The 14,975-nt window shown below is 64.6% G+C and carries 17 protein-coding genes; 10 read left to right on the plus strand and 7 right to left on the minus strand.

The features are described 5' to 3' along the window. Positions 1-3: 3 nt before the first annotated feature. Positions 4-579, minus strand: coding sequence for an Rv3235 family protein (locus tag CH302_RS04640; protein ID WP_141216602.1), 576 nt, complete (start codon positions 577-579; stop codon positions 4-6). Positions 580-764: 185 nt separating this feature from the next. Between CH302_RS04640 and CH302_RS04645 the strand changes: the two genes are divergently transcribed. The 5 genes from CH302_RS04645 to CH302_RS04665 all read left to right on the plus strand — a co-directional run bounded on the left by CH302_RS04645 (position 765) and on the right by CH302_RS04665 (position 6,765). Further along, positions 765-2,207 (plus strand): WS/DGAT/MGAT family O-acyltransferase, encoded by a 1,443-nt coding sequence (locus tag CH302_RS04645; protein ID WP_037189903.1) that lies wholly within the window; start codon positions 765-767, stop codon positions 2,205-2,207. Between the two features lie 11 nt (positions 2,208-2,218). Then, the gene (locus CH302_RS04650; RefSeq protein ID WP_037189902.1) at positions 2,219-2,743 is read left to right on the plus strand and encodes a DUF6912 family protein; all 525 of its coding nucleotides are present in this window, start codon (positions 2,219-2,221) and stop codon (positions 2,741-2,743) included. A gap of 124 nt (positions 2,744-2,867) precedes the next feature. Beyond that, complete coding sequence (locus CH302_RS04655; RefSeq protein ID WP_037190255.1) at positions 2,868-3,983, plus strand: ferredoxin reductase; 1,116 nt, start codon at positions 2,868-2,870, stop codon at positions 3,981-3,983. Positions 3,984-4,090: 107 nt separating this feature from the next. Further along, complete coding sequence (locus CH302_RS04660; protein WP_037190253.1) at positions 4,091-5,392, plus strand: fatty acid desaturase family protein; 1,302 nt, start codon at positions 4,091-4,093, stop codon at positions 5,390-5,392. 122 nt (positions 5,393-5,514) lie between these two features. Further along, positions 5,515-6,765 (plus strand): fatty acid desaturase family protein, encoded by a 1,251-nt coding sequence (locus tag CH302_RS04665; RefSeq protein WP_037189901.1) that lies wholly within the window; start codon positions 5,515-5,517, stop codon positions 6,763-6,765. Between the two features lie 54 nt (positions 6,766-6,819). Here the strand turns inward: CH302_RS04665 and rsgA are convergent, their stop codons facing one another. The 3 genes from rsgA to ybaK are packed head-to-tail and all read right to left on the minus strand — an operon-like array spanning position 6,820 to position 9,620. After that, positions 6,820-7,854 (minus strand): ribosome small subunit-dependent GTPase A, encoded by a 1,035-nt coding sequence (gene rsgA / locus CH302_RS04670; RefSeq protein WP_170946052.1) that lies wholly within the window; start codon positions 7,852-7,854, stop codon positions 6,820-6,822. After that, on the minus strand, positions 7,806-9,122 hold the full coding sequence (gene aroA, locus CH302_RS04675; RefSeq protein ID WP_037189899.1) for a 3-phosphoshikimate 1-carboxyvinyltransferase: 1,317 nt from the start codon (positions 9,120-9,122) through the stop codon (positions 7,806-7,808). Before aroA ends, rsgA begins: the two co-directional genes overlap by 49 nt. A gap of 6 nt (positions 9,123-9,128) precedes the next feature. Further along, on the minus strand, positions 9,129-9,620 hold the full coding sequence (ybaK, locus tag CH302_RS04680; protein ID WP_037189898.1) for a Cys-tRNA(Pro) deacylase: 492 nt from the start codon (positions 9,618-9,620) through the stop codon (positions 9,129-9,131). A gap of 90 nt (positions 9,621-9,710) precedes the next feature. Between ybaK and CH302_RS04685 the strand changes: the two genes are divergently transcribed. Beyond that, entirely contained in the window at positions 9,711-10,493 is a 783-nt protein-coding gene (locus CH302_RS04685) for a sigma-70 family RNA polymerase sigma factor (RefSeq protein WP_094649894.1), read from the plus strand. Then, entirely contained in the window at positions 10,490-10,798 is a 309-nt protein-coding gene (gene rsrA, locus CH302_RS04690; protein WP_255137416.1) for a mycothiol system anti-sigma-R factor, read from the plus strand. Before CH302_RS04685 ends, rsrA begins: the two co-directional genes overlap by 4 nt. Before the next feature lie 71 nt (positions 10,799-10,869). On the opposite strand, the gene CH302_RS30970 is transcribed toward rsrA, so the two are convergent. After that, complete coding sequence (locus tag CH302_RS30970) at positions 10,870-10,944, minus strand: 50S ribosomal protein bL37 (protein ID WP_370878772.1); 75 nt, start codon at positions 10,942-10,944, stop codon at positions 10,870-10,872. A gap of 119 nt (positions 10,945-11,063) precedes the next feature. On the opposite strand from CH302_RS30970, the gene CH302_RS04695 reads away from it, so the two are divergent. Together CH302_RS04695 and CH302_RS04700 are read left to right on the plus strand one after the other, a co-directional pair. Continuing rightward, positions 11,064-11,279 (plus strand): biotin/lipoyl-binding carrier protein, encoded by a 216-nt coding sequence (locus CH302_RS04695; protein ID WP_037189892.1) that lies wholly within the window; start codon positions 11,064-11,066, stop codon positions 11,277-11,279. A gap of 21 nt (positions 11,280-11,300) precedes the next feature. Beyond that, a complete protein-coding gene (locus CH302_RS04700; RefSeq protein WP_037189891.1) occupies positions 11,301-12,779 on the plus strand; it encodes a sensor histidine kinase in 1,479 nt (492 codons plus the stop codon). Between the two features lie 128 nt (positions 12,780-12,907). Here the strand turns inward: CH302_RS04700 and CH302_RS04705 are convergent, their stop codons facing one another. Both CH302_RS04705 and CH302_RS04710 read right to left on the minus strand, forming a co-directional pair. Then, the gene (locus CH302_RS04705) at positions 12,908-13,162 is read right to left on the minus strand and encodes a WhiB family transcriptional regulator (protein ID WP_032366305.1); all 255 of its coding nucleotides are present in this window, start codon (positions 13,160-13,162) and stop codon (positions 12,908-12,910) included. A 265-nt stretch (positions 13,163-13,427) separates the two neighbouring features. After that, positions 13,428-14,381 carry a diacylglycerol/lipid kinase family protein gene (locus CH302_RS04710; protein WP_037189888.1) on the minus strand — a complete coding sequence of 318 codons (954 nt, stop codon included), beginning with the start codon at positions 14,379-14,381 and terminating at the stop codon, positions 13,428-13,430. A 156-nt stretch (positions 14,382-14,537) separates the two neighbouring features. On the opposite strand from CH302_RS04710, the gene CH302_RS04715 reads away from it, so the two are divergent. Then, the gene (locus tag CH302_RS04715) at positions 14,538-14,966 is read left to right on the plus strand and encodes a hypothetical protein (protein ID WP_037189885.1); all 429 of its coding nucleotides are present in this window, start codon (positions 14,538-14,540) and stop codon (positions 14,964-14,966) included. Positions 14,967-14,975: the final 9 nt, after the last annotated feature.

Here is a 14,975-nt window from a genome sequence, read left to right on the forward strand (position 1 = left end):
CCCTCACCCCACTCGCAACGATGTAACCGTCCACCCGGGGCGGCGTGGGTCGATGGCCAGCTCGATTCGGCCGGCGAAGGCGAACATCCGCGGGCCGCGGGTGTAGGAGCCGAAGATCTCCGCGGAGACATCCGACTGGTACGCCACATGTACTCGGTGTACGGCAGCGAAGCCGAGTCGTCGGCCCGGCGGTGGGTTCCGCACTATGGTGCGCACCAGGTCGATCATCGAGGCGGTGAACAACGCCGACAACTGGTCTGCGCTGCGTCGTCGGTCGATCACCTCGATCATCATGCGCATCGCGCGGTCGGCACTCGAGCGTGCATCGGCGGGCACCGGTGGCCGATCGGGTGGCTCGATGCGTCGTCGAGAACGGTTGCTGCGCACTGTTGGTCGGTGGCGGGCCTGCGGCGGTTCGGCGGGTGCCGCTGGATCCCACGTGTGCACGGCGCCGGAGCAGAGCGGTGGCTCGAACGGTGCGGCACGCGAGAGAAAGCTGTGATGTTCGGCGCGGGGTCTCGAGCCCGGGGCCGACGTGTCCGCGATGTCCGGCGGCTCGTTCGATTCGATGACGCTCACACCGACATTGACGGTCCGAGAGCGCGTTCGGTTCCCGTCGGAACCCGGGAACATCACGCGACACGGTCCTCGACCGACCCCGAGACCGGCAATCTTCCGCCACGTACTCTAGGTTCGAGCACACCGCGCGCTCGGCCACAGGAATCGGCGCGTACTTCACGCGAGGACGGGGACTGGAACACGCGATGGCGACCAGGCTGACAGCGCAGGATGCGTCGTTCTATTTTCTCGAGGCCAGTAGTAGCCCCATGCACCTCGGGTCGCTCGCCATCTTCCGGACTCCGCGCAGTGGTTTCAGCTACGACCGTCTGCTGTCGTTGGTCGAGCAACGATTGGCATTGGTTCCTCGGTACCGGCAGAAGGTGCGTGAGGTCGCCTTCGGTCTGGCCAGGCCGGTGTGGGTCGACGACGCGGATTTCGACATCACCTACCACATCCGTCGTTCGGCACTACCGAAGCCGGGTTCGGACGATCAGTTGCACGATCTGATCGCGCGGTTGACCTCGCGCCCACTCGATCGCACTCGGCCGCTGTGGGAGATGTACCTGGTCGAGGGGTTGTCGAAGAATCGCTTCGCCGTCTTCACCAAGTCCCACTCGGCGCTGGTCGACGGCGAACACGCTCTCGACATCGGTCAGGTCATTCTGGATGCGAGCAAGAATCCGCCGCCGATGGCCGAGGAACTCTGGATGCCTGCGCGCGAGCCCAAGGATTCGGCGTTGGTCATCGATGCGTTGACCGAGTTGGTGGTACGTCCGGGGGAGAGCGTCGAGGCCCTGCGCGGCGCGGTCCACGGCGCTGCCGGTGTAGCGGGTGAAGCCTTGCGGGCGGCAGCGAAGGTCGCGGCGGTGCTGCGCACCGCGACCCAGAGCGCACCGTCGAGTCCACTGAACGCCCCGATCTCCCGAAACCGCAGATTCGCGGTGGCCAAGACCGAGCTCGCCGACTACCGCAGAATCCACAACAGGTTCGACTGCTCGATCAACGACGTGGTGCTCGCTGTCGTCACCGGGGCACTGCGCAATTGGTTGCTCTCGCGGGGCGAGCCCGTCACGGCGTCCTCGACGGTGCGGGCCATGGTGCCGATGTCGGTGTACGTCTCGGCTGATCGGGTCGGTTTCGGAGAGGCGGCCGGGCCGGTCGAGCCTGCCGAGGAAGATCGCAGCGAGGTCTCGTCGTTTCTCGTCGACCTACCCGTCGGTGAATCGAATGCCGTGGTGCGGCTCTCGCACATCGCGCACGCCACCGAGGCGCACGCCAAGCAGAGTCGAGGCGTCACCGCACAGACACTGATGCGGATCTCCGGATTCGCGCCTGCGAGCCTGCATGCGATGGGCGCGCGAGCGGGCAGTCGGCTGTCTCAGCGGGTGTTCAATCTGATCGTCACCAACGCCCCCGGGCCCCAGTTCCCGCTGTACGTGGGCGGTGCGCGCATGCTCGAGATGTATCCGGTGTCGCCGCTGTTCGAAAACCAGGCGATGAGCATCGGGTTGACGTCCTACGACGGTTACGTGTTCTTCGGGCTCAATGCAGACCGTGGTGCCATGCCCGATGTGGATGTCGTCACGGCGCTTCTGCACGAGGCGCTGGAAGAGTTGGTCGACGCCAGTAACGAATCGAGAGTGTGAGGTCTTCTGCAATGCGTGTCTACGTTCCGGCGACGCTGGAGTTCTTGAGAGTGCTGTCGGCGGAGGGTGAGTTCAGCCCGGTCTCGCGCACGGCCTTCGCGGTGACACCGACGCTGCGTGAGGCGTACTCGTCCGGCGACGACGAGGAGCTCTCCGAGGTGGCGATGGGGGAGGCCGCTCGGGCCTCTCTGCGACTGATCGCCGCGGCAGTCGACGACGAGAACGACACCGGGACGGTCGCCGATGGGGTGGTGTACCGGCGGGCGGTGATCGCGGCCGATGTCGACGATCCCACTCTGCGCCCCGACTTGGACGATGCCGTCGTGCGGCTGAAGGAACCGTTGCGGATGGATCAGGTCGCGTCGGTCCATGTCGATCTCGAAGGGGCCGAATCGGCGGTCGCCAAGGCCGTCGCTGCGGTCGATGCCGCGGACATGGGTGACGCGGACGCGGAGTTCGTGCTCGGAGACGCCGAGGATCACACCCTCGCCTGGTATGCCCCGCAAGAGTTGTCGTTTCTGCTCGAACTGCTGTGACTCCGCCGTGTTCGTTCGCCCACGATTCACACCGGCACAGGTGTTCCCGGACCCGAACCTACGGTAGCGTAACCTCGATGACCGCAAGCGGTTCAGTATCTCGATCGAGGGGATGGAACACCCGATGGATCTGAAGAAGTGGCTGGAGGCTCCGGCGGCCGGTGTATCGGCCCCCAGGCGTCCGAGGTTGAACATGGTGCGTGGTGCGTTCACCCGCATCACCACTCCCTTGTTGCCCGACGACTACCTGCATCTGGCGAATCCTCTCTGGTCGGCACGCGAACTCCGCGGTCGCATCGTGCGAGTGGAGAAGGAAACCGCCACGGCGGTGACCCTGGTGATCCAGCCGGGTTGGGGCTTCAATTTCGACTACCGGCCCGGCCAGTACATCGGGATCGGGTTGCACCTCGGCGGGCGATGGCACTGGCGCTCCTACTCGTTGACCTCCCCACCGAACTGGGAAGACAAGCTGATCTCCATCACCGTCAAGGCGATGCCGGAGGGCTTCCTCTCCTCGCACCTCGTCGGCGGTGTGCCACAGGGAACCATCGTTCGGCTGGCCGCCCCGAAGGGCAATTTCGCGCTGCCCGTGCCGCCGCCGAACAAGATCTTGTTCGTCACCGCAGGCAGCGGCATCACCCCGATCATCTCGATGCTGCGGGCATTGGACCGGCACGGCGACATGCCCGACACCGTGCACATCCACTCGGCACCCACCGAGGACGAAGTCATGTTCGCCGCCGAGATCGCCGCGCTGGAGAAGTCTCATCCCAACTTCACCTCGCACGTGCAGCTGACTCGATCGGACGGCAAGTTCGCGCTCGCCTCGCTCGACGAGCTCTATCCCGACTGGCGCACGCGCGACACCTGGGCGTGCGGCCCGGCAGCACTGCTCGAGGAGATCGAGAAGACCTGGAAGCGTGAGGGTATCGAGGACCGGCTTCATCTGGAGCGGTTCGAGATCTCTCGAGCCGACACCTCGGGTGCAGGCGGTACCGTCACGTTCTCCAAGTCGGACAAGAAGACCACCGTCGACGGTGCGACCAGTCTGCTCGAGGCCGGCGAGAACGTCGGAGTTCAGATGCCGTTCGGTTGCCGGATGGGTATCTGCCAGACGTGTGTGGTGCCGTTGACGGCAGGGCATGTGATCGACCTGCGATCCGGCAAGGAACACAGCGAAGGCGATCGCGTCCAGACGTGCATTTCTGCAGCTGCGGGCGACTGCACATTGGAACTGTAGGTCTGTTTTTCGCACACAGCCTTCTCAGGCTGTTCGGTTACGCTCACGTAGGTTGCCCACGTCGAAACCCGAATTTCGGGCACTGCACTCAACTGTTGGAGGACCCGGTGGCCATCACCGACATCAAAGAGTTCGCTCATCTCAGCGAAGCGGACATGGAAGCGTTCGGTCGTGAACTGGATGCGATTCGTCGAGACGTCGAAGACAGCCGCGGCGAGCGCGATGCCGCATACATCCGTCGGACCATCAGGCTGCAGCGGCTGCTCGAGCTCGGTGGCCGCGCGGTGCTGCTCGGCAGCAAGTATCGGCCGGCCTGGATCGCAGGTACGGCGATGCTCAGTGTCGCCAAGATCATCGAGAACATGGAGCTCGGCCACAATGTGATGCATGGGCAGTGGGATTGGATGAACGATCCGGAAATTCACTCCACCTCGTGGGAGTGGGACCAGACCGGACCGTCGGAGCAGTGGAAACGCGCTCACAACTACTCGCACCACACGTACACCAACATCGTCGGCATGGACGACGACATCGGCTTCGGCATCCTGCGCATGACCCGCGACGAGCCGTGGAAGCCGATCAACCTCGTTCAGCCGCTCGCCAACATCGTGCTGGCCACCACCTTCGAGTGGGGCATCGCACTGCACGACTACGACGCGCAGAAGCAGCTGGACGGCGAGGACGAGAAGGGTCTGCTGAAGTCTCCGGCGAGCCGCGCCTTCGCCCGCAAGATCGCCAAGCAGGTCGGTAAGGACTTCGTCCTGTTCCCGGCATTGTCCGGCCCGGCGTGGAAGTCCACGTTGACCGCCAACGCCACCGCCAACCTGGTCCGGAATCTGTGGGCGTACGCGGTGATCTTCTGCGGTCACTTCCCCGACGGAGCAGAGAAGTTCACGATCGGCCAGTTCGAGACCGAGACACGGCCCGAGTGGTACCTGCGTCAGATGCTGGGCAGTGCGAACTTCGAGGCCGGTCCCGTCATGGCGTTCATGAGCGGCAACCTCTGCTACCAGATCGAGCACCACATGTTCCCGGACCTGCCGAGCAACAGGTACTCGGAGATCGCCGAGAAGGTGCACGCTCTGTGCGAGAAGTACGACTTGCCTTACACCACGGGGTCGCTCGGCAAGCAGTACCTGCTGGCGCTGCGGACCATCCACAAGTTGTCGCTGCCCGACTCGTGGTTGCGCGCTACGTCCGACAACGCTCCCGAGACGTCGTCCGAGCGGCGATGGCGGGTCGGCGATTCGCCCGCCGTCCATGCGCTCCGGATCGATCCGCTCACCGGGCAGCGTCGAGGCCTGCGTTCGGCAATGCAGGAGGCGCGCGTGAGCTTGCGCAACGCGAAAAAGGAAGCCAAGCGTCAGGCCAAAGCTCTCCGACGCTCGGGTGACCGCGTTCCGTTGTGAATCGTCACACAGATTTCCGCTCGTAACCTACGGGACCGTAAGTTACGATACGGTAGGTGACGGAATTGCACATGGCCTGATACGCGAGCTGTGTGTTCACGACTGCCAGGAGGTTGTTTCCCATGGCGATTACGGACGTCAAAGAATACGCGCATCTGACCGATGCCGACATCGAGGCGTTGGGCCACGAGCTCGACTCCATCCGGCGTGACATCGAAGCGTCCCGCGGTGAACGCGACGCCCGGTACGTCAAGAACACCATTCGCTTGCAGCGATCCCTCGACATCGGTGGCCGGGCCGTGCTCTTCGCCAGTCGCCGGCGTCCCGCGTGGCTCGTCGGCACCGCCATGCTCGGGGTTGCGAAGATCATCGAGAACATGGAGCTCGGCCACAACGTCATGCACGGCCAGTGGGACTGGATGAACGACCCGGAGATCCACTCCACCTCGTGGGAGTGGGACAACACGGGGCCGTCGGCTCACTGGAAGCAGACGCACAACTACATCCACCACAAGTACACAAACGTGCTGGGCATGGACGACGACGTCGGCTACGGTCTGCTCCGCGTCACCCGCGATCAGCGGTGGAAGCCCTTCAACATCGGCAACCCCGTCTACAACCTGCTGCTGCAGTTGTTCTTCGAGTACGGTGTGGCGCTTCAGCACCTCGAACTGGGCAAGGTGGCCAAGGGCCGGGTGCCGCGCGAGGAATTCGAGCAGAAGCGGCGTGAGGTGCTCGAGAAGGTCGGAAAGCAGATCGGCAAGGATTACATCCTCCATCCGTTGCTGACCGGTCCCGCCTGGAAGAGCACGTTGACCGCGAACATCGTCGCCAACATGATGCGCAACGTGTGGACCAACACCGTCATCTTCTGCGGACACTTCCCGGACGGTGCCGAGAAGTTCACCAAGTCCGACATGGAGGGCGAGACTCAGGGCCAGTGGTACCTGCGTCAGATGCTCGGCAGCGCGAACTTCAATGCCGGTCCCGTCATGGAGTTCATGAGCGGCAACCTGTGCTACCAGATCGAGCACCACCTGTTCCCTGACCTCCCCAGCAACCGCCTGCGGGAGATCAAGGTTCGAGTGCTCGAACTGGCAGAGAAGTACGACCTGCCTTACACGACCGGTTCGATCGTGCACCAGTACTTCCTGTCGTGGCGCACCATCGCGAAGCTGTCGCTGCCCAACAAGTACTTGAAGGCAACGAGCGACGACGCCCCCGAGACCGCGTCGGAGCGCAAGTGGGCCGATGCTCCCGCCGGCCTGTTCACCGTCGATCCCGAGACCGGCAAGCGTCGTGGTCTGCGCACTGCCATCGCAGAAACGAAGAAGCGCAAGGGAATTCGTCGGCTGGTCGGTAGGGCCGCGTAAGCCCTCCGCCGAGTTCGAGCCTGGTGGCAACCTGTTCCGGAACGGAATTCGTTGCTACCAGGCTTCGTTCGTTCGAACGGCCTCGAGGAGCAGGCGCACGGCCGCGACGCGACGGGCCGGATCTCCGGTGAGTGAGTCGAGGGCGCATTCGGGATCTGCCGGTGGGCCGAGATGTGTGCATCCTCGCGGACAGTTCTCGATCGTATCGGCCAGATCGGAGAACGCTGCGACGACGTTCTCGGGGGAGATGTGCGCCAGGCCGAACGACCGGATGCCGGGAGTGTCGACCACCCAACCGCCGCCGGGCAGCGGTAGCGCCACCGACTGCGTCGAGGTGTGACGACCCTTCCCGACGCCCGAGACCACTCCGGTGGCGCGATAGGCGTCGGGCACCAATCTGTTGACGAGCGTGGACTTTCCGACGCCCGAATGCCCGATGAGAGCGGTCACGTTGTCGGTGAGCATGGCGGTCAGCTCCGTGAGGTCCTCGGACTGACCTGCCAGCACCACCGGTACGTCGAGATCGGCGAAGGCCGCGGTGAATTCTTCGGGGTCGGCCAGATCGCTCTTGGTCAGGCACAGAACGGGTTCGAGTCCACCGACGTACGCGGCCACGAGTGCGCGCTCGACGAAGCCGGTGCGAGGCGGTGGGTCCGCGAGCGCCGCGACGATGAGCAGTCGGTCCGCGTTGGCCACAACCACGCGCTCGAACGGGTCGGTGTCGTCGGCGGTGCGACGCAACACCGTGCGCCGCTCGGCCACGCGCACTATTCGGGCCAGAGTGTCGACCTTGCCCGACAGATCTCCGACGATACCGACCTCGTCTCCCACCACGATCGGAGTTCGACCGAGCTCACGGGCGCGCATGGTCACAACCGGACGAGACGGGTCGCCGCCGAGGACGCAGCCCCATCTGCCGCGGTCGACCGAGACCACCATGCCTGCTTCGGCGTCGTTGTGTTCGGGTCGAGTCTTGGTGCGTGGACGCGAACTCTTGCCCGGTCGGATACGAACGTCGGACTCGTCGTACCGGCGCGCGGTCAGGAGCCGACCCCACTGGGTGTGGATGCGGACAACATTGCGTCCCACAGCATCTCGAAGCCGGGGAGGGTCTTGGCGGTGGTGCCGATGTCGTCCACTTCCACGCCGGGTACACGCAGTCCGATGATCGCGCCTGCGGTGGCCATGCGGTGGTCGGCGTAGGAGTGCCAGACTCCTCCGTGCAGCGGTACCGGATCGATTCGGATGCCGTCGTCGGTTTCGACCGCGCTCCCACCCAGTCGAACGATCTCGGTTGTCAGTGCAGCGAGTCGGTCGGTCTCGTGGCCGCGCAGGTGGGCGATGCCGCGCAGAATCGACGGCCCTTCGGCCAGTGCGGCCAGTGCCGCGACCGTCGGCGTCAGCTCGCCGACATCGTGGAGATCGAAGTCGATGCCGTGCAACGTATCCGGGCCCTCGACAGTCAGAATTCCTGCTGTGAGGTCGACCCGAGCTCCCATCAGCGCGAGTATCTCGCGGAAGACGTCGCCGGGCTGAGTGGTCGATTCGGGCCAATTCGGTACGCGCACTCGGCCTTTCGTCACCACCGCTGCAGCGAGGAAGGGGGTGGCGTTGGACAGGTCCGGCTCGATGCTCCACTCGATGGGTGCGACCGGACCCGGGTGCACCCGCCAGGTGTTCGCGTCTCCACCGGTCTCGGGGGTGTCCACGCGCACCCCGGCCCGCCGCAACATGTCCACGGTCATGTCTATGTGCGGCATGGACGGAACGGGCTTGCCGATGTGGTGGATTTCGATTCCCTCGTCGAATGCCGCCGCGGAGAGCATCAGACCGGAGACGAACTGCGAGGAGCCGGAGGCGTCGATGTCGACGGATCCGCCGCGCAGCGAGCCGGTGCCGCGCATCGTGAACGGCAGCGCGCTGCCGTCGATCTCGGCCCCCACCGCGCGAAGAGCGTCGAGGATCGTGTCGAGCGGACGGATACGTGCCTGCTCGTCGCCGTCGAACGACACCTCGCCTGCGGCGAGCGCAGCCAGGGGCGGCACGAAGCGCATGACGGTGCCCGCCAGTCCGCACTCCACGGCTCCTGCGTGCAGCGGTGCCGGAGTCACACGCAACGCCGTCTTGTCGTCGTCCGCGGCGACGATCTCGATACCCAAGGTTGCCAGGGCGTCGATCATCAGATCGGTGTCACGGCTGCGCAGGGCACCGGTGATCGTCGAGGAACCGGTGGCGAGCGAGGCGATGATCAGTGCGCGATTGGTGATCGATTTCGATCCGGGCAGAGTGACTGTCGCGTCGACGGGTGCGACGGCGGCGGGGGCTGTCCAATTGCTCACCCGTCCATCTTCTCTCATTCGGGATCAGCGCGCGGCGATGGGCGCTGATGTAGCGCGTGTGAGTCGGACCAGATCGGCTGGTGCGAGTTCGATCTCCAGCCCGCGTCGACCTCCACTGCACAGAATCGTCTCGAAATCGAGGGCCGAGACGTCGATCGCGGTCGGCAGGGATTTGCGTTGGCCGAGAGGTGAGATACCGCCGAAGACGTACCCGGAGGAGCGTTCGGCGGCAGCCCTGTCGGCCATGGTGATCTTTCGGGTGGACAGAGCGGCGGCCGCGGCCTTGAGCGAAAGCATCGCGGTCACCGGGACGATGGCCACCGCCAGCGTGCGATCCGCTCGTTCGACGACGAGAGTCTTGAAGACCTGTTCGGGACGAACGCCGAGCCTGTCGACGAGGATCTGTGCCGCCTCCTCGCCGTAGGACTGCGCCCGTGCATCGTGATCGTACGAATGCACGGTGTGGGCCACCTTTCGTGCGGTGAGCAGCGCGAGAGCGGGTGTGGACGCAGCCATTCACGGGACTCTAGCGACCCGGCGGGAACACGGCGGCGCGACGCCGTGTTGTGCAACAACAGATACGCATGCAGGCGGAAGGAATGACGAATGGCAGTGCTGACCGCGGGACGGCCCCTCGCGTTGAAGGGGGTGATCTCTTCGCAGACGTCGACTTCGGGCGCGGTAGCCTGGGCGGTGGAAGCTATCGAAGGGATCAGCGTGACAGAAGCCAGCAATCCCGTCGCTGACGTGGACGACGAGAAGGCGATCGCGGAGCGCAGAGCTGCCGAGACCGAGGCAGAGTTGACCGAGCGCTTCGAGCGCGACGCGTTGCCGATGCTCGATCAGCTCTACGGCGCAGCTCTACGAATGACGCGTAACCCGGCCGACGCCGAGGACCTGGTTCAGGAGACGTTCGTGAAGGCCTACTCGGCGTTCCGATCGTTCCGTGAGGGCACGAACCTCAAGGCGTGGCTGTACCGAATTCTCACCAACACCTACATCAACTCCTACCGCAAGAAGCAGCGTCAGCCCGCTCAGTACCCGACCGACGAGATCAGTGACTGGCAGCTCGCCGCCACCGCCGAGCACACGTCGACGGGCCTGCGGTCCGCCGAGGTCGAGGCCCTGGACGCGCTGCCGGACGACGACATCAAAGCAGCGTTGCAGTCCCTTCCCGAAGAGTTTCGGATGGCCGTGTACTACGCCGACGTCGAGGGGTTCCCGTACAAGGAGATCGCCGAGATCATGGGCACTCCCATCGGCACGGTGATGTCGCGTCTGCACCGCGGACGCAAGCAACTGCGGGGCCTGCTGGCTGGGGTCGCGCGTGAGCGAGGTTTCAACCGGGACGGCGCAGTCGACCGGCACGAGCAGGAGGTAGTCCAGTGACGGGCACCGGAAAGATCGACGGCGGAGCCGACGGCGACGCACAGTTCGAGCGCCTCGACTGCTCGGCAGTGATCGCGGACGTATGGGTGATGCTCGACAACGAATGCGACGAGGCGAGCCGGTCCCGTCTGCAGAAGCACATCGACGAATGCGGATCCTGCTTCGAGGCCTACGGAATCGAAGAGAAGGTCAAGCGGCTGATCTCGCGCAAGTGCGGGGGAGACCAGGCACCCGCCGGGCTGCGCGAACGACTCAGCGTCGAGATTCGACGAACCGTGTTGATTCGCCAGACCGACTCCGAGTAGTCGCAGGTCGTACAACGACGAGGGGCCGAGAAGCAGTTGCTTCTCGGCCCCTCGCGGCTTGTGGCAAACCGTCAGCTGTTCGGACGTTTGCCGTGGTTGGCCTTGTTGCCCTTACGAGCACGCTTCTTACGTCCACGCTTTCCCATGATGGGCTCCTCTCGTTTGTTCACTACAGTCTCCCACGTGTGATTGGCTTACTGTGACGGGCCTGGTCTCCGATGGGTGTCCAGCGCAGTTCGTGGTGACGTGAGAGAGGGGTTCGCCGATGTCCGAGGACGTTCGCGCGGAGATGGTGTCGACGGTGTTTCAGGTGGTCGTGGCCCGAGGCGACGCCGTCGAAGTCGGTGACACCCTCGTGATCCTGGAATCGATGAAGATGGAAATTCCCGTGCTGGCCGAGACCTCCGGGACGGTCACGTCGGTGGACGTCGCTGTCGGCGACGTCATTCAGCAGGGCGACCTCATCGCCGTCGTCTCCTGAGCAACGGTCACGTGAGATCTCGTGTCGACCCTCAGTGACCTTCTGGCCGAACACACGGACCTTCCCGGCGTCGCGGTAGACCACCTTCAACGCGTCGTAGGCGAGTGGCAGCTGCTGGCCGACCTGTCGTTCGCCGACGTGCTGCTGTGGGTCGGCACCGACGACGTGTCCAGTGGAACCGCGGATGTACTGTGTGTGGCCCAGTGCCGGCCGACCACCGCGCCCACGGTCTTCACTCACGACATCGTGGGAACGACGATCTCCGAATCCGAGCACCCCGACGTGATGGTCGCGCTGCAGCAGCGGGAAATCGTGCACGGAGGAGTGGTGACGCGGACCGAGAGCATTCCGGTGCGCTGCGGAGAGCACGTCATCGCGGTGCTGACCCGCGACACCAATCCCGCCCAGCTGCGACCGCCGAGCGCGCTCGAGGTGGCGTATCGAGAATGTGCCGACGACCTGTGTCTGATGATCAGTGAGGGGACCTTTCCCACCCCGGAGGAGCGCACCGATGTGAACTCGTCCCCGCGGGCAGGCGACGGATTCATCCGCGTCGACACCGAGGGCCGGGTGGACTACGCCAGTCCCAATGCGCTCTCGGCGTACCACCGGATGGGGTTGACGACGGAGTTGTCCGGTCGAGATCTGGCCTCGGTCACCCGGTCTCTGGTCACGGACCCTTTCGACTCACAGGAGGTGTCCGACCACATCAGGTCGTCGCTCAGCGGCAACGTGGGCCACCGGATGGAGGTCGACGCACGTGGTGCCACCGTTCTGGTGCGCACGCTGGCTCTGCAGCCCAGGGGGAGGTCGGCCGGTGCGGCAGTGCTGATCCGCGATGTCACGGAGGTGAAGCGACGCGATCGTGCTCTGCTCAGCAAGGATGCGACGATCCGGGAGATCCATCATCGAGTGAAGAACAACCTGCAGACGGTGGCGGCATTGTTGCGCTTGCAGTCGCGGCGACTCGAGAACGAGGAAGCGCGGACGGCGTTGTCCGAGTCGGTCCGTCGGGTGACGTCCATTGCACTCGTGCACGAAATGCTGTCGATGTCGGTGGACGAGGAAGTGGACCTCGACGAGATCGTCGATCGTCTGGTGCCGATCATGTTGGACGTGGCGACGGTCAATCCGCGGGTTCGAGTGGTGCGCGAGGGCAAACTCGGAGTGTTCTCGGCCGAACGGGCGACGCCCTTGGTGATGGTCCTCACCGAGCTGGTGCAGAACGCGATGGAGCACGGATTCGACGCCGGGTCGGCCGGTGTCGTCCGAATCGGAGCCGACCGGTCCGCGAAGTGGCTGGACGTGGTCATCCACGACGACGGGCGTGGGTTGCCCCCAGGGTTCTCCTTGGAACGCTCGGAGGGTCTCGGGCTGCAGATCGTGCGCACGCTCGTGTCGGTGGAACTGAACGGATCGCTCGGTCTGCATCCGTCGGCGGGTGGGGGAACCGACGCGATGTTGAGGGTTCCTCTGGGACGGCGGGTGCCGAGGCCCTGATGCACGTTCTGTGAACAGTGCGTAACGCGCTCGTCGACGGCCCGTGGAACACAGAAGGTCCGAGGAACGCAGAAGGCCCGGTATCCGCTTGGTGGATACCGGGCCCTGCTGATTGCTGCGTAAGCGTCCTAGACGGAGCTGCGTGCGCGCGTACGTGCGTTGCGTCGCTTGAGTGCACGGCGCTCGTCTTCACTCATTGCGCCCCATACTCCTGCATCCTGGCCGGATTCGAGTGCCCAGGACAGGCATTCAGCGGTGACGGGGCACCGAGTACAGACGACTTTGGCATCGGCGATCTGCGCGAGCGCCGGACCACTGTTTCCCACCGGGAAAAATAGTTCCGGATCTTCATCGCGACAAATAGCCTTGTGGCGCCAGTCCATCCTCTGCTCCTTACCGGGCGCCGAAGCGCCGTTTCGTTTCTCTTCTGTTCACGAGTGGGTAACCAATGTTTCCGCACTGTTGCTTGTGAATGCTTTCACGAACTCAGGTGAAGTCAAGGGGTACGCGCGTGACCGTGGTCAAGCTCACTCTGTTAGGCTCGCTTTAGCCTTCTGCGCTCCTTTGTACCCCGAGTGAGCAGATTTCGCTCGTGATTTCACAGAAAGTGCGCTCTGCGTCGCAGTAGGGGCTCTATGTCTGCGACCCTCACATGCTCGGCGCAACCACTTCCAGAGCGTCGGGAGTGGAGAAGAACTCGGCCTCGGTGCGTTCGCCCAAGTAGTCCCCGTCCATCTGCAAACCGACCGGCTCTGTCGAGGAGATTCTGACACTCGGCACATCGTCGATTCGAATCAGCTTGCGAGACTTCGGTTCTGCACCCTTCGCAAGCAACTGGCGAGACACCCGCAAGGTAGGGAACAACGCAGTCGAGCGCATGCCGAACACTCCCAGACCCGAATCGAAACCGGTACCCGGATTGGTGTGCACCGGCCTGGCGTTCAAATACGTCCACGGACTCGAATTCGACACGAACGCATAATGCACACCCTCGAACGGATCCCGACCCGGAACCTCCACCGTCAACCGAGCCGGCCGCCGCTTGTGTTTGAAGAACTCCTGCACCGCCGACCGCAGATAGCGCGTCGCGGACACCGGCTTGCCATCCTTACGACTGGCATCGATCGCCCGACACACGTCGGCATCCAGACCCATGCCCGCATTGAACGTGAACCAACGATTGTCGCAGTGCCCCAACCCGATCGTCCGTCGCGCCCGCGCATCGAGCAGCCCGATCAACTGATTCGTCGCCGCCACCGGATCCGCCTCGATACCGAGCGAACGAGCGAACACATTCGCACTACCGCCGGGAACGACCGCGATCGGCGGAATCGCACCGATCGTCACAGCCTGCATCGAGGTCGGCAACGGCACCCCGAGCAAACCGTTGATCACCTCGTTGACCGTCCCGTCACCACCGTGAACGATCACCAGGCCCATCCCGTCCTCACGGGCACCCCGAGCAAGCTCCGACGCATGATCACGATGGGTCGTCTGCGCAACGGTCACCCGCACCCGGCTCGACAACGCATGAGCCAACAGATCCCGAGCCGCAGCCGTCGTAGAAGTCGCATTGGGATTGACGATCAGCAGCGCACGCACGAGGACTGACACTAACCGGGTCGTTCCGCAGGCTCCACTCCGGTCACCTGGGTCGTTCCGCGGGCTTCACTCCGGTCACCTGGGTCGTTCCGCAGGCTCCACTCTCGGCCCAGGGTCGTTCCGCGGGCTTCACTCCCGGTTGCCTAGGCTGGTCGCGTGTCCACCTCACCCGAGAACCTCACCCCGCCGGCCACGTTTCGATCCGCCGGGGCGCTCGTCGCAGCGCAGGGCGCGGCGTCGTTGGTGGCCGCGATCGTCCTGCTCGTCCGAGCGTTCTCCGGAGAAGGGGACAACGCCGTGGCCAACGGGTACGGCACCGCGGGGTGGTTCGGCGTCCTGGGCATCGGAGTCGGGGCGGCAGGCGTGGCCCTCTTCCTCGGAAAACGCTGGGGACGATCCATCGCCACCGTCGTACAGCTCCTGCTGCTGCCCGTCGTGTGGTCGCTGTTGACCGGATCGCATCAGACCGTCTACGGCGTCGCCCTCGGAGTCGTGGTCGTCGGCGTGCTCGTGTTGCTGTTCAGCCCGCCGTCCTCCCGGTGGATGGCCGCCGAGTACAGCGACGTCGACGACGACCTCCGGTGACGTAGTCGT

This window comes from Rhodococcus sp. 15-2388-1-1a, assembly GCF_002259145.1.
In the GTDB taxonomy this organism is placed as follows: Bacteria; Actinomycetota; Actinomycetes; order Mycobacteriales; family Mycobacteriaceae; genus Rhodococcoides.

What these genes read in the sequence shown, in the direction of transcription:
- CH302_RS04665 (WP_037189901.1), top strand. Translation starts at nt 5,515, where the DNA reads ATGGCGATTACGGACGTCAAAGAATACGCGCATCTGACCGATGCCGAC.
- CH302_RS04655 (WP_037190255.1), top strand. Translation starts at nt 2,868, where the DNA reads ATGGATCTGAAGAAGTGGCTGGAGGCTCCGGCGGCCGGTGTATCGGCC.
- CH302_RS04705 (WP_032366305.1), bottom strand. Translation starts at nt 13,162, where the DNA reads ATGGACTGGCGCCACAAGGCTATTTGTCGCGATGAAGATCCGGAACTA.
- ybaK (WP_037189898.1), bottom strand. Translation starts at nt 9,620, where the DNA reads ATGGCTGCGTCCACACCCGCTCTCGCGCTGCTCACCGCACGAAAGGTG.
- aroA (WP_037189899.1), bottom strand. Translation starts at nt 9,122, where the DNA reads ATGAGAGAAGATGGACGGGTGAGCAATTGGACAGCCCCCGCCGCCGTC.
- CH302_RS04650 (WP_037189902.1), top strand. Translation starts at nt 2,219, where the DNA reads ATGCGTGTCTACGTTCCGGCGACGCTGGAGTTCTTGAGAGTGCTGTCG.
- CH302_RS04685 (WP_094649894.1), top strand. Translation starts at nt 9,711, where the DNA reads ATGGCAGTGCTGACCGCGGGACGGCCCCTCGCGTTGAAGGGGGTGATC.
- CH302_RS04645 (WP_037189903.1), top strand. Translation starts at nt 765, where the DNA reads ATGGCGACCAGGCTGACAGCGCAGGATGCGTCGTTCTATTTTCTCGAG.
- CH302_RS04695 (WP_037189892.1), top strand. Translation starts at nt 11,064, where the DNA reads ATGTCCGAGGACGTTCGCGCGGAGATGGTGTCGACGGTGTTTCAGGTG.